Annotated in this window: 13 protein-coding genes; 8 read left to right on the top strand and 5 right to left on the bottom strand. The window is 54.5% G+C overall.

Annotated elements, in window-relative coordinates:
- Positions 1 to 143: 143 nt before the first annotated feature.
- The 3 genes from ftsX to ftsY are packed head-to-tail and all read right to left on the bottom strand — an operon-like array spanning position 144 to position 3,072.
- Positions 144 to 1,157: a permease-like cell division protein FtsX gene (ftsX, locus tag ACTH3S_RS05260; RefSeq protein ID WP_441807978.1), complete on the bottom strand. Its 1,014-nt coding sequence runs from the start codon at positions 1,155 to 1,157 to the stop codon at positions 144 to 146.
- Positions 1,147 to 1,836 (bottom strand): cell division ATP-binding protein FtsE, encoded by a 690-nt coding sequence (gene ftsE / locus ACTH3S_RS05255; protein WP_441807977.1) that lies wholly within the window; start codon positions 1,834 to 1,836, stop codon positions 1,147 to 1,149. Before ftsE ends, ftsX begins: the two co-directional genes overlap by 11 nt.
- A 27-nt stretch (positions 1,837 to 1,863) precedes the next feature.
- Complete coding sequence (gene ftsY / locus ACTH3S_RS05250; RefSeq protein WP_441807976.1) at positions 1,864 to 3,072, bottom strand: signal recognition particle-docking protein FtsY; 1,209 nt, start codon at positions 3,070 to 3,072, stop codon at positions 1,864 to 1,866.
- Positions 3,073 to 3,231: 159 nt separating this feature from the next.
- Here ftsY and rsmD point away from each other — a divergent pair, with 159 nt between their 5' ends.
- Positions 3,232 to 3,894, top strand: a complete 663-nt coding sequence (gene rsmD / locus ACTH3S_RS05245; protein WP_441807975.1) for a 16S rRNA (guanine(966)-N(2))-methyltransferase RsmD — start codon at positions 3,232 to 3,234, stop codon at positions 3,892 to 3,894.
- Between the two features lie 65 nt (positions 3,895 to 3,959).
- Here the strand turns inward: rsmD and ACTH3S_RS05240 are convergent, their stop codons facing one another.
- The gene (locus ACTH3S_RS05240) at positions 3,960 to 5,138 is read right to left on the bottom strand and encodes a DesA family fatty acid desaturase (RefSeq protein WP_441807974.1); all 1,179 of its coding nucleotides are present in this window, start codon (positions 5,136 to 5,138) and stop codon (positions 3,960 to 3,962) included.
- Positions 5,139 to 5,299: 161 nt separating this feature from the next.
- Between ACTH3S_RS05240 and mutM the strand changes: the two genes are divergently transcribed.
- The 7 genes from mutM to ACTH3S_RS05205 all read left to right on the top strand — a co-directional run bounded on the left by mutM (position 5,300) and on the right by ACTH3S_RS05205 (position 11,859).
- Positions 5,300 to 6,112: a bifunctional DNA-formamidopyrimidine glycosylase/DNA-(apurinic or apyrimidinic site) lyase gene (gene mutM, locus ACTH3S_RS05235; protein WP_441807973.1), complete on the top strand. Its 813-nt coding sequence runs from the start codon at positions 5,300 to 5,302 to the stop codon at positions 6,110 to 6,112.
- A gap of 213 nt (positions 6,113 to 6,325) precedes the next feature.
- A complete protein-coding gene (locus ACTH3S_RS05230; protein WP_441807972.1) occupies positions 6,326 to 6,658 on the top strand; it encodes a hypothetical protein in 333 nt (110 codons plus the stop codon).
- Between the two features lie 106 nt (positions 6,659 to 6,764).
- Positions 6,765 to 7,454, top strand: coding sequence for a GMP/IMP nucleotidase (gene yrfG, locus ACTH3S_RS05225; RefSeq protein ID WP_441807971.1), 690 nt, complete (start codon positions 6,765 to 6,767; stop codon positions 7,452 to 7,454).
- 41 nt (positions 7,455 to 7,495) lie between these two features.
- On the top strand, positions 7,496 to 7,903 hold the full coding sequence (hslR, locus tag ACTH3S_RS05220; RefSeq protein WP_441807970.1) for a ribosome-associated heat shock protein Hsp15: 408 nt from the start codon (positions 7,496 to 7,498) through the stop codon (positions 7,901 to 7,903).
- 58 nt (positions 7,904 to 7,961) lie between these two features.
- The gene (hslO, locus tag ACTH3S_RS05215) at positions 7,962 to 8,816 is read left to right on the top strand and encodes an Hsp33 family molecular chaperone HslO (protein ID WP_441807969.1); all 855 of its coding nucleotides are present in this window, start codon (positions 7,962 to 7,964) and stop codon (positions 8,814 to 8,816) included.
- A 174-nt stretch (positions 8,817 to 8,990) separates the two neighbouring features.
- Positions 8,991 to 10,523 (top strand): phosphoenolpyruvate carboxykinase, encoded by a 1,533-nt coding sequence (locus ACTH3S_RS05210; protein ID WP_441807968.1) that lies wholly within the window; start codon positions 8,991 to 8,993, stop codon positions 10,521 to 10,523.
- 238 nt (positions 10,524 to 10,761) lie between these two features.
- A complete protein-coding gene (locus tag ACTH3S_RS05205; protein WP_441807967.1) occupies positions 10,762 to 11,859 on the top strand; it encodes a histone deacetylase family protein in 1,098 nt (365 codons plus the stop codon).
- A gap of 6 nt (positions 11,860 to 11,865) precedes the next feature.
- Here the strand turns inward: ACTH3S_RS05205 and ACTH3S_RS05200 are convergent, their stop codons facing one another.
- Entirely contained in the window at positions 11,866 to 13,929 is a 2,064-nt protein-coding gene (locus ACTH3S_RS05200) for a TRAP transporter large permease subunit (RefSeq protein WP_441807966.1), read from the bottom strand.
- Between the last annotated feature and the right edge of the window lie 11 nt (positions 13,930 to 13,940).

Raw genomic sequence — 13,940 nt, 5'->3', positions numbered from 1 at the left:
CCAAGAACCTATAAAGTTCCAAAAACTTCCCAGTAAAACGTTTTAAATCAACAAAATGGGAAATTCGCCCTGACTGTTTCTACATAAGAAGCTACCCTGAAACCCGCTTCCGTTTCAATACGGTTTTACCGTAACTTGGACCATCATCCGCCAGCAATTTCTCCCGGCTCAATATCATCCAAATGGCGCTTTACCGCAACCCAGGCGCCAAGCCAGCCTAGCAGCATCGCGACAATAATCAATGCGAAGGCACCGTCGATACTCAGCCCGTTGAGCGAAAAGTCACTGCGATACAGCTCAGCCAGGCGCACAACCGGCCCGCTCAACCACCACAGGGAAAGCTGCAGTAGTATCCAGGCTACAACCCCGCCGCCCAAGCCAAACCAGGCGCCCGTGTACAAAAACGGCCGGCGCACAAAGGCATCTGTACCGCCCACCAATTTAGCCACCAATATTTCATCACGACGGCTTTCAATCGACAATCTTACGGTGTTGCCAATAACCAGCACTACGGCCGCGGCCAACAGTATAGCCAGTGCCCACACAGCCCGTGCCAGCAGGTCGGTCATGGCATTGAGGCGTTGCAGCCAGCCGAGATCAATCTGAACCCGCTCGACGCTCTCCATGCCTTCAATAAATGTGACCAGCCCTGCCACGCCCTCTGCAGATCGTGCATTCTCTTCAGGGGTGATCAGCAAGGTGTGAGGCAAAGGATTTTCGTCCAGGTAATCCAGCGCGTCATCCAAGCCTGAGGAGGCCCGAAATTCTACCAGTGCCTGGTCACGGTCAATCAATTCCAGCTCCGTTACACGGCCGTCGGCCTCAATTTCACTGGCCAATTCCCGGGTTTGCTCGAGGCTGGTGCTCAATTTCATGTAAGCCGTCACCCGGGCGCTGCTCTCCCAGCCGGCACTTACACCCTGAAGGCTGGTTAACAGAAGCAGTAACGCAATGGGCAACGATAGAGCAACGCCCATGACAGCCCAAGTCATCAGGCTTGCCACAGGCGTTCGCCACATCCGGCCAGCGCTGTCACGAGCGACTTTTCGGTGATGGACAAAATAGGACTCGGCCTGTTCGCGCCAAGGCGACCGGGCGACTTTGGCTCCCCGTGCAGGATCAGGCTTACGAGATCGGGAAGATGGGTCAGCGGCCACGGGCGCCTCCCTGCAGAGGCGTACTGCCAGCAATCAAATTACCGTGATCCAGAGTCAATGTGCGCCGATCCATTTCGTTGATCAGCGCAAGGTCGTGACTGGCGATCAGCACAGTGACTCCTACTTGGCTAAACTGAGCAAACAGATTCATTATGTCTGCCGACAGCTCCGGATCCAGGTTACCCGTAGGCTCATCCGCCAACAGCAGCGGCGGCTTATTCACCACTGCACGGGCAATGCCTACCCTCTGCTGCTCACCGCCGGAGAGCTGTAGTGGGTTCATTTTCTCCTTTTTGAGCAAGCCAACCTTATCCAGCGCCGCTCGCACCCGCCGTCCTACATCACGAGGAGAGGCGCCCATCACTTCCAGCGGCATCGCAACGTTATCGAACACTGTACGATCAAACAGCAGCTGGTGGTTTTGGAACACCACACCGACATGCCGACGGATGTAAGGAATCTGGCGCCTTGGCAGGCTATTGAGAACCTGACCGCCAACGACCACTTCGCCAGCACTGGGGCGCTCCATCACCATGATCAATTTCAGCAGAGTACTTTTGCCCGCACCAGAATGGCCGGTGAGAAACGCCAACTCACCACGACCCAAGCGAAAATTCACCTGGCGCAGTGCGGTATGGTCACTGTCATATCGCTTGGTAACCTGACGAAATTCAATCATGACGGGCTACTGCTCCACAAAGCCGGGCTATTCAGCAAACAAGGCATCCACAAAGGTTTCGGCGTCAAAGGTGCGCAGATCATCAACCTGCTCACCAACGCCGATAAAACGGATAGGTAACTGCAACTGGCGGGCAATAGCAAACACGATACCGCCTTTCGCTGTGCCGTCCAGTTTCGTTAAGGTAATGCCACTTACGCCAACCGCCTGCTGGAAAACCTGAGCTTGGCTCAGGGCATTCTGCCCCGTGCCGGCATCCAGCACTAGCATCACTTCGTGGGGGGCACTGTCGTCAAGTTTTTTCATGACCCGGACAACTTTTTCCAACTCGCCCATCAAGTTGTCTTTGTTCTGCAATCGGCCGGCGGTATCGGCGATCACGACATCCACGCCACGAGATTTGCCTGATTGAATCGCGTCAAAAATCACCGACGCGCTGTCGGCACCTGAATGTTGGGCCACAACCGGAACGTTATTGCGTTCGCCCCAGACTTGCAGTTGCTCCACTGCCGCGGCACGGAACGTATCACCTGCCGCCAACATTACAGACTTGCCTTCACTCTGGAACTTCTTGGTGAGTTTTCCAATGGTGGTCGTTTTACCTACGCCATTTACACCCACCATCAAGATCACGTACGGCTTGGCTTCGGTATCAACGACCAGAGGCTTGGTGGCGTCCTTGAGCAGGCCACGTAGCTCATCACGTAACGCCTTACGCAGTGCCTCGCCATCTTTAAGCTGATTGCGCTCAAGTTTGTCGGTGAGAGATTCAATGATTTCCGACGTAGCGGTTACGCCTACATCTGCCATCAGCAGTGTGGTTTCAATTTCTTCCAGCAAGTCTTCGTCAATCTTCTTACCGACGGAGAACAGATCCGCCATGCCGCCAGTCAAACTTGCACGGGTTTTGCCCAGGCCCTGCTTGATACGCTCAAAAACACTGATCTGAAGCTCTGGCTCTGGCTCTGGCTCTGGAATGGTTTCTGGCCGCGGCACTGGCGCCACATCCGGCTCAGGAGTTGCCGGCGATTCTACTGTTTCAGGTATAGTCTCGGGGGCGGCTTCTGCCGCTTCTTTCTCGACCGGTGGCGTGGGCGCAGGACCTTTTACAGCCTCTGGTTTGCGCTGGGGCACAGGCTTTGGCCGCGGCACACGACGGCGGTTGCTGGCAATATCCAGAACAAATACGAGTACAAGAAGGGCCAGAAGGCCGACTGAAATCCACTCTGCCATCATAAAGTCATACCATCAGTGTGAATGGGCGGGATAAATAAAGCGCACATTCTAGCAGACTGTCCCCGGGAAGTGAGGATGGCGTGGATTATCATGGAAGACCCAGTTTCCGCTAAGATATGCCACGCACAGCGAACCTAATCCGTTTCCGGAGCCAACAACATGCCCCGCAGAAAACCCGCAGGCCAGCACCTTTCAAATAAACCACCCAAGGAACCAGGCCAAAGCAAGGGAACTGCCGGCGAACTGCGCATTATTGGTGGCGACTGGCGTAGCCGAAAGCTCCGCTTTCCAGACGCAGGCGGCGTACGCCCTACCCCAGCTCGCACACGGGAAACCCTGTTTAATTGGCTTTCATTTCATTTGGCAGGAAGCGACTGCCTTGATTTGTTTTCCGGCTCCGGCGCACTTGGGCTGGAAGCACTTTCCAGGGGCGCGGCCCAGGCCACGCTTGTGGATAACAGCGCCGCTCTGACAACCGCACTGCGAGGCAATCTTAGGCTGCTTGGTGCCGAATCCGGCACGGTGGTGTGCACCGGTGCAGATGCCTACCTCAGCCAACGTACACGACAACCGTTTGATATTGTCTTTATGGATCCGCCGTTTCGACAAGGCTGGCTAGCCACACTGTTTCCGCTGCTGGATGTCCAGGGCTGGGTAAAGCCCGGCGGCTGGGTCTATGTTGAGCATGAAAGTGAAATATCTGCACCAGCTACACCTTCCAGCTGGCAACTGCACCGCCAGAAAAGCGCGGGACAGGTCACCTATTGCTTATACCGGGTCGCACACCTAAGTGCCGGCGAAAATACTCAAGAGCCAAAATAAAGAAGGAGTGACAAAAAACCCGCGCGAGCGGGCTTTTGCAAAACAAATGGGTCGTGAAATTTGGCTCAGGCCGCGGGACGCAGAGAGTAAGCTCGTAAATGGGCCGCAAACTCTTCCAGATACCGGATGCCGCTAGCCTCTGCTTCTTTGCACCACTCCATTAGAGCTTGCAGTTTATCCTGGGGCTTTAGCCCTCGCTGGCGCCAAAGGGCCTGCAACTCATGGCTCTTCTCATAAATTTGGCGCAAAACGGCATTGCTCTCCAGAACCGACTCCAACGTTTCCTTTTCCCGTGGCTTTATCAGCGTGACTTCCCGCGAGAGAAGCTGCTTAAGCTTGCGATACCGGGGGCGAATTTCATCATTCATAAGATTCTTTTGCTGACGCAAAACCGGCTCCGTCACCCGCTTGCGGTATTGGCGCATAATATCAAAGCGGTTGTTAGCGATGGCTTGCACGGTTTCCACATCCATTTCCAGCTTGCCCGGCACATAGTGAACAATTGGGCGATACCCTTTAGGTTTAGCAAGTCCAAACAGCTGGAACAGACGAATGTAACCCCAACCGATATCCACTTCATACCAACGCCGCGAGAGCTTGGATGAGTTCGGGTAGGTGTGGTGATTGTTATGCAGCTCTTCACCGCCGACCAGTATCCCCCAAGGAGAAATATTGTGGGCATTGTCGGCACACTCAAAGTTACGGTAGCCCATCCAGTGGCCAACGCCGTTTACTACACCGGCCGCCCAAAAAGGAATCCAAACCATCTGCACAGCCCAAATCCAAATACCATGAACACCAAACAGTGCTAAGTTAATGACCGCCATAAGCGTAATGCCCAGCGTTCTGTAGCGGCTGTATACTTTGCGCTCCACCCAGTCTTCCGGCGTACGCTGGCCGTAGCGCTCAAGGTTCTCTGCGGTGGCCGATGAGGCATATAGCTCTGCGCCTTCAAATAGAACCTTCTTTATGCCAAGCACCACCGGGCTGTGCGGGTCCTCTTCGGTTTCACACTTGGCGTGATGCTTACGGTGGATCGCAGTCCACTCTTTGGTATTCTGTGCTGTCGTCAGCCACAACCAAAAGCGGAAAAAGTGCTTCAGTGCAGGGTGCAAATCCAGTGAGTTGTGAGCCGAATGACGGTGCAAGTAAAGCGTCACACTAACAATAGTGATGTGGGTCATACCCAGTGTCACTAGAATGAGCTGCATCACAGACAGGTCAAGAAGACCGTTAAACCACATAGTTGTTCCTCAAATCAAAATCTATGGCGACCGTAAAACCGCCGGCAACCATACTTTAGCGTACAGGTGTTAGCCAGAACAACAGGCTTTGGAGGCAAATTTGTTACTGTTCACGTTTACCGAACAATATGCCCCAACAGACTTAACCGGAGACCAACTGCGTGCCCGAATTACCCGAGGTTGAAACAACAAGACGCGGTGTTGCGCCATACTGCGAAGGACAAACCGTTGCCCGAGTTAAGGTTCGCAATGGCAACCTGCGCTGGCCGGTGCCCGAGGATCTGGCCGCACAGATGGAAGGCCAAGTTATCCGAACCGTAGACCGGCGCGCAAAATACCTATTTCTAAATTTGGATCATGGCACCGCCATTGTTCATTTGGGCATGTCCGGCAGCCTTCGTGTGGTCACTGACGACACGCCGGAACAAAAACACGACCACATAGACCTGGTTCTGCATTCCGGCATTATTTTGCGCTTTAATGATCCCCGGCGATTTGGCTGCTGGCTATGGGCTGATTCCGCAGCAACGCACCCGCTGATTGCCAGCCTCGGCCCAGAACCACTGTCGGCAGAGTTCAACGGCCGGATGCTCTTCCAGCTGTCTCGAAACAAAAGCACTCCGATAAAATCCTTTATCATGGACAACCACGTGGTTGTGGGAGTGGGCAACATCTACGCCAATGAGGCCTTGTTCAAGGCTGGCATTCACCCCAGGCGCAAAGCTGGACGTATCAGCTTCGACCGCTATAAGCGCCTTGTAGAAGCCACTCAGGAAACCCTAAGCGCCGCCATCTTAATGGGCGGCACTACTTTACGGGACTTCGTGAACAGCGACGGCAAACCGGGCTATTTCGCCCAGTCCCTCCTGGTATACGGCCGAGCCGGGGAGCCTTGTCCTGAGTGCGAAACGCCGCTGAAAGAAATTCGCATGAGCGGTAGATCCACGGTGTACTGCCCCCGGTGTCAACGCTAGCTCTGGGTAACGCTTTGGCCTAACCGCACCGAAATTGCGCGGACATGCACAATTCGCAACGAAAATTCGTTTGAAAATACGTAAATATGATTCATAGTTAACAGAGAATTAATACCCGAGGGTTACAATAAGGTTCGATTTTCCCGATACGAACCCGGCACTGGATGCGTACAGCCAGGTAACAACGGGGCCCAAAAGTTCAGGAGACAGATAATGACCCGCAATATTTCACGCACCCTGGTAGCCACTGTAGCAGCTTGCCTACTGGCTTTTTCATCCCTGGGCCACGCACGCGCGATTGATGAAAGCCCGTCTGCGCTGGCTATGGCAGGTGATGCGGTGTTTGTTCGCCCGGTGCTGCTGGCGACCACCATTGTCGGAAGCGCCGTATATCTGGTGTCCTTGCCATTCTCTTTGCTTGGCGGCAATGCAGAGGAAGCGGGAGAAGTCCTGGTTGTTGGTCCGGCGAAAGCAACCTTCGTTCGGTGCCTGGGTTGCACCAAATCTGGCCGGAAGCCCAAAACAGTCGAACAGTCCGGAAATTAACCCCCCCGACTGCAGCCCTCCCCTGCACACTATCCGTAATATTCCGGCTTGCCTCCGGCCGGAATCTGCGTCAGCCTGACGAAAATTTCTCAGGCTGTTTTTATTTATGATCAACTGGACGTCTCTCGAAACCGTGTTCCTGGACATGGACGGAACACTGCTTGATCTGCATTTTGACAACCACTTCTGGCTGGAACACCTGCCCAAGCGCTATGCGGAGCAGTACGGCCTGCACCCTAGTGAAGCCAAAGACAAACTGATCGGCATGATCATGGCCGAGAAAGGTACCCTTAACTGGTATTGCACCGATTACTGGAGCGAACGGCTGGCCATGGATATCACCGGCCTCAAGTCCGAAGTCGGCGATCGCATTGGCTACCGCCCACATGTGGCAGACTTTCTGCAAGCACTCAAAACAACCGGCTTACAATCGGTGATTGTAACCAATTGCCACCCGGACCCCTTGGAACTGAAGCTGCAACGCACAGGCCTCGACCGTTTTGTGGATGGCATTGTTTCCAGCCATCAGCTGGGCAAACCGAAAGAAGACACCGAATTCTGGCAAGACTTGCATCAACTGGCCCCCTATAAGGCCACTGCCACACTGATGGTTGATGACAGCTTCCCTGTGCTGGAAAGCGCCAAATCTGCTGGAATAGCACAGTGCTTGGGCATTCTCGCGCCGGACAGCAAGCAAACCGCTCGGCAAACACACCCCGAGATACCTTGCGTACATCACTTTGATGAGATCCTAACCGCCATTCACCACCAACGACCCCTGCCATCTGTGGGCTGAGAGCGTTATAATTTGGGTATACGCCCACTAGGTGAGGAGAGATGGCGGCATCCACGTCGGACGATCTACAGGTCAGGCTCGATAAATGGCTCTGGGCAGCGCGCTTTTACAAAACACGCGCCCTGGCTAAAGAAGCGGTTGAAGGCGGCAAGGTTCACTACAACAGCCAACGTTGCAAGCCCGGCCGACTGGTTCAGCTGGGCGCCACACTCACGCTACGCTTGGGCTGGCAGGAAAAAATTGTAGTCGTCGACGACATAAGCGAACGCCGACGCGGCGCGCCTGAGGCTCAGAAGCTTTATCACGAAACCGAAGACAGCCTAAAGAAGCGGGAAGATCTCTCATGGCAGCGTAAAACCATGCAAGCCGCGCAGTTGCCGCCCGCAAGACGGCCTTCCAAGAAAGATCGCCGCGACATTCAGCGATTCCGTGACCAGAACGGCATCTAGGCAAGACTGCCCTGCCGTCACCCACCGATACAAGCACCCAGTTTTCAGGAGAATCAGCATGGCATCCCGGGATCAATTCCAGCGTTTTATATTTGAACACAGCCAGGTGCGCGGAGCCTGGGTGCAGCTTGACGAAAGCTACCGGGAAATCACCAGCCAGGCGCCTTACCCAGAATCCATTCGCGACCTGCTTGGCGAGGCGCTTGTGGCCAGCATTGTGATGAGCAGCAGTCTAAAGTTTGAAGGCACCTTGTCCATTCAGGCACAGGGCGAAGGCCCCTTGCGGACACTGATGGCAGAGTGCAGCCATGATCGAAAAATTCGCGGCCTGGCGAGATTTGATGAGCACGCGGTAAGCGAAGAAAGCTTTCACAACCTGCTGGGCGAAGGGCGCATGGCCATTACTATCACGCCCAATCAGGGCACCCGCTATCAGGGCGTTGTTCCCCGGGAACGTGACAGCCTCGCAGGGTGCCTTGAAGAATATTTCGAGCGCTCAGAACAGATTCCCACTAGCCTATTTTTGTTTTCCAGTGAAAACGGTGCCGCTGGCCTGATGCTTCAGCGCCTTCCCGGAGCTACCGAACAAGATGATGCACTTTGGGAGCGGGTCAATCATCTGGCGCGCACGGTAGAAGCCGGCGAACTACTGGAGCTAGACAGCGAAACCCTACTACACCGCCTGTTCCACGAAGAAACCGTGCGTCTGTTTGACGCCGAAACCGTAGAGTTTCAATGCAGCTGTTCAGAGGAAAGAACCCTTGGCGCACTAGAAAGTATTGGCAAAGAAGAGTGCTATAGCATTCTAGAAGAGCAAGGCTCCATCGAGATGGATTGCCAGTTCTGCCATGCACACTATCGCTTCGATAGGAATGATATTGATCAGCTTTTCGCTGGCCATACGCTACACTAGAGAAGGTAATGAATTCGCTCGGAGACCAGCAGTCACGCGGCCTCCGGCACAGTCGTTTTTTATCGGCGCCTCTGGCATAATAGCGCGCCTGAATTGACCCGATTGTTCAGTTTTCCGTCAATGTTCGGGGGACGGCCTGAACAGTCACGAAGACATCCCGAGGGCGAGGTCGAAGTGAGCAACACTTATAATGATCTGAGTACAGCAAAGCTGGTAGAGCAGGCACTGGCGCGTAACGAAGGCCAACTGGCTTCTAACGGTTCATTGGTGGTAAAGACCGGTGAACGTACCGGCCGATCCCCTATGGATCGTTTTATCGTCGAAGAACCCAGCACCTCCGACGACATCCATTGGGGGCCAATCAACCGTCCGATTGACGGCGACAAATTCGACGCCCTGTGGGATCGCGTAGAAGCCTATATTGCTGAACAAGACAGCTTTGTTTCGCTGGTTCATGTCGGCTCCGACCCTGAGCACTATCTGCCGGTCAAAATGACCACCGAGACCGCCTGGCAGAACCTGTTTGGCCGCAACCTGTTCATTCGCCCGGACAACTATAACCAGGCAGACAAACAGGAATGGCAAATTCTGAACGCCGCCAATTTTGAATGTGTGCCAGAGCGCGACGGCACCAACAGCGATGGCTGCGTGATGATTAATTTTGCTCGACGCAAAGTACTTTTGGCGGGCATGCGGTACGCCGGTGAAATGAAAAAAGCCATGTTCTCTGTGCAGAACTTCCTGCTGCCGGAAAAAGACGTACTGCCAATGCACTGCTCTGCCAACGTAGGCGAAGATGGCGAAACCTGCCTGTTCTTCGGCCTCTCTGGCACCGGCAAAACCACCCTCTCAGCCGACCCACACCGCTTTTTAATTGGTGACGACGAGCATGGCTGGGGCCCTGGTACTGTCTTCAACATAGAAGGCGGTTGCTATGCCAAGTGCATCGACTTGAGCAAGAAGAACGAGCCGATTATATGGGACGCTATCCGCTTCGGCGCTATTGTTGAAAACGTAACCATAAATCCGGAAAGCCGCGAGCCAGATTACAACGACGTGTCTCTCACCGAAAACTCCCGTTGTGCCTACCCGCTTGAGCATGTAGAAAAGCGTGTGCTTGAAAACCGTGCAGGCGAACCGTCCCACGTCGTATTCCTGACCTGCGACATGACCGGCGTATTGCCTCCCGTGTCTATCCTGAGCCGTGAAGGCGCTGCCTATCACTTCCTGAGTGGCTACACGGCACTGGTTGGCTCCACGGAAATGGGCTCGTCGTCCAAACTTAAATCCACCTTTTCTACCTGCTTTGGTGCACCGTTCTTCCCACGCCCGGCAGGCGTGTACGCCGAACTGCTGATGAAGCGCATTGACGAGTACGGCAGCAAGGTCTTCCTGGTGAACACAGGCTGGACCGGCGGCTCCTACGGCGAAGGCACCCGCTTCAGCATCCCAACGACCCGCGCCATTATCAGTGGTATTCAGAACGGCGATCTGGACGATGTTGAAACCGAGCATCTGCCTACCCTCAACGTAGACGTTCCCAAGCAGGTACCGGGTGTTGACACTAAGCTCCTGAATCCCCGCAATACTTGGGCCAGCGCAGAAGCCTACGACAAGAAAGCGGCAGAACTGATTAGCCAGTTCGTGGAAAATTTCAAGAAATTTGATGTTTCCGATGCCATCGTAGCGGCAGGCCCAAAGCTCTGAGCCAGCAGCTAGCTTCAAAAAAGCGCCCTGCGAAAGCACGGCGCTTTTTTTGTATCAAAACCAAATATTCTCACACCCCTCCAGGGCCGCCGTTAGTCACTCAGCCACGAATTCTTGCTGCTTTCTATAAACTAGCGAATCGCTAGCCTCTAATTTTAGGTCTATGCTTTTCCAACAGCTATGCGCGCATGCTGCCAGGTAACCTGGCTCTGCGAGCCGGTATTTTGAGGGAGCCAAAGTGACTGACGATAAAGATGTGACCGTTTTTTACGATGAGCGGGTTCTCGCTCATTATCCGGACACTAACGTCGATTTCCTGCCAGGGCGGCTAGACAAGCGAGTTCGAGCCATACTGTCAGGTCTGAACGTACAGTGGAAGTACCCGGAACACCCCGGCCGGTTGACCGCAATTATGGAGCTGTTGGCCCGCGAGCCTATTCCCGGCGTGCGGATTGCAACAGGGCAGAAGGCAACCCGCAAACAGCTAGCACGGGTTCACACCACCTCGTTTCTGGATCATATTTATGCTCTGCGCAGCCAAAGTGCGTGGCTGGATGTGGACACCACAGCTGTTTCACCCGGCAGCGTTGAAGCTGCAGAAGTTGCTGCGGGTACGGCCATCGCCGCAGTTGAAGCGGTTGTGAAAGGTGAAAGTCGAAGCGCTTTTGCGGTTGTTCGCCCGCCGGGGCATCACGCCGAGCCTACCCGTGCAAGGGGTTTTTGCCTATTCAACAACGTAGCCGTGGCAGCCGCCCACGCCCAAGCTGCGCTGGGATGTGAGCGAGTGTTGATTGTTGACTGGGACGCCCACCACGGCAACGGCACCCAGGATATCTTCTGGGCAGATCCGGATGTGCTGTTTTTCGATATTCACAGGGCGTCACCTTTTTACCCAGGTAGTGGTCTGTTGACAGACATAGGTGCGGGGCTGGGGGAAGGCACCATCGTGAACGTGCCCATGGCTGGCGGTGCGGGCGATGCTGCGTACCTCAAAGCAATGCGGGAAATTCTCGTACCTGCAGCGGATTTCTTTAAACCCGACCTGGTTCTGGTTTCTGCTGGCTTTGACGCACACTCGTTTGATCTGGCCCTCAACGTAACGTATGAGGGCTTTGCCGCAATGACCAACGTGCTCCAGCAGATTGCGGATAAGCACTGCCATGGCCGCTTGGCCATGGTTCTTGAGGGTGGCTACAACACGGAATCCCTATCTAAGAGCGTACACGCTGTACTGGCCGTGTTAGCTGGCGCAGAGCCGCCAGAGCCGAAGGTCTGCGGTATCGAGGAAGTCGATGCTGCCATCGACTTCCACAAGGACGCCTTCAAACCCGAGTGATGCCGATCAGGCGTAGAACAGCAGAGGTACAAACGCCACCAGCACCAGCGAAATACCCATGGCAATCAGTGGCATGATGATACGCTCGTGGCGCTGATAGAAGGTTCCGCCCTCCTCTAGAGCGGCCTGCACCTCGGCTTCACCCACCACCTGTCGTGTCAGGAGGTGGTTTAGTGCAACCGGTGGGCTCAGGTAGCCCAGTTCAAACGCCACCAAAGTCACCATCCAGAAGTGAATAGGATGAATACCGCTAGAATAGGCAATGGTTGCCACGGTTGCAGTGACAAGAATAACGGCGCCGAAAGCATCCATGATCATTCCGAGAATCACCAAAATTACTACCATCAATACCATGGCGGACCAGGCACTATCGAACGACTGAGGGAAAGCCTGCATGATCTCAGAGCGTTCAATCACCCCTCCAATGCTCACCGACAGACCCAGCAGCAGTAGTAACGCGCCAATCTCCGCCGTAGTGTCGTTAGTAGCCCCGCGCACACTGCGCTCCAGACCCTGGTGGTTTACCTCACCAGACGCTCGGCCCTTTCGGTTTTTAAAGCTAACGTGCTCATACAATAGGATGGACATCATGATAACCGGCAGCAAACGCGGCGCCGAAAACTCATCCATACGAACATCCAGTGCATAGCGATAGAGCAGAACAACACCAACGATCACCAAGATATAAGGAATCAATGATCGGAAAGCCTGAATCGTGGCCGGCAACGCCTCGGAAACCGACGCCAGATTAAATTTACTTTGTCGGTTTACGGTGAGCGTAACCGTGGTAAACATAAGTGCAGTGAGCACAAACACCCAGATACCCCAACCAAATAGATCGTCTGTGGTCACTTCACGGTTGAGGTAGGCGATAACAACAACCAGCAAGCAGGGACGCAACACCACACCAAGGGAACCCGACATGGCGGTGGCTGCAAGCGCCAGTTGTCGACGGGCACCTGCAGCACGGAGCTCGCTATAGATAACGGCACCGGCGGCAATAACAAAAATACCTGAAGCACCGGTATAAGCGGTTGGCACTGCGGCCACCAGCACTGCAACCACAGCCAGCATTTCTGGTGGCATACGCCAGGGGCGGAACAGGTTGAACACCAACGTGGCCAGGCGGGTCTGTTTCAGCATCATGCCCACCCAAACATATAGGCCCACGTTCAAGAACATATCCGCCAACTCCATCATCTTGCCTAGATAGATACCAATGCCCGAGGAATGGCCAATCAAAGCAAAATAGGTTCCAGAGATCAGACACATTACGGTGTACAAGGGCACCGCGAGGAAGGCTTTGTTCAAGCTACCGCCTGGGGCAAGATCTGCCGGCACGCGAATCAGCCGATAGAGACTGGCGAGAGTAAGGCACGCAAACCCGGTAACCCAGAAATTGTGGAGTAACAGGTCTTCCGAGGACATCGTTGTATCTGCGCCCAGACTGGATTGGCGAAAGATCAGGCTGGAGCCAAACAGCATCGCGTTGGCAACAGTCTGGAGTGTGAGAGAAACGGTGTAGTCCAAACGGGTTTCCATGGCGCGCATGGCAATATGATGGCGAGTCAGGGTTGCAGTGACCGCGCACAGCATAACCAGCAACACCAGAATGTAGCGCTGGGACCCGAGGCCAAAGGCAATCAAATCGGCAATAAACAGCTCTACCGCACGATACGCTTTAACGCCCGGTGCTAGCTTGTCCTGGAGATTGTCATAGCTTTGATGGGAAGCTTTGCAGTCGGCTACGGAGCGCTCAATAGCAAGCCGGACATCTGCAGGATCTTTTTCCTGGGCGCCCAACAGCGCGGCCATAGGGTCATCGTCAGCTGGCCCTTGGGCCAGCTCGTGCGCCACAGCGGCTTCAATATTCCGCTCTGGATTGCAGGTTGGCGCAACCGGGTCCATGCGCAGCTTGTAATAACCACTCCAGAGCTGCTCGCCGCCCCGCAGCATTTGATTGTGGATGTCGCTGCTTGTGGAAAAAAGAACCACAGACAACAATAGCAAGCAAACAGGCAGCGAAGAAAACCACTCAAGACCGCTACGACGAAAACCACCCTTGAACATAGCTATACACT

This window comes from Marinobacter sp. (genome assembly GCF_052094685.1).
Lineage (GTDB): Bacteria > Pseudomonadota > Gammaproteobacteria > Pseudomonadales > Oleiphilaceae > Marinobacter.
The sequence above is the reverse complement of the archived record's forward strand: the minus strand, read 5'-3'. Positions and strand labels throughout refer to the sequence as shown.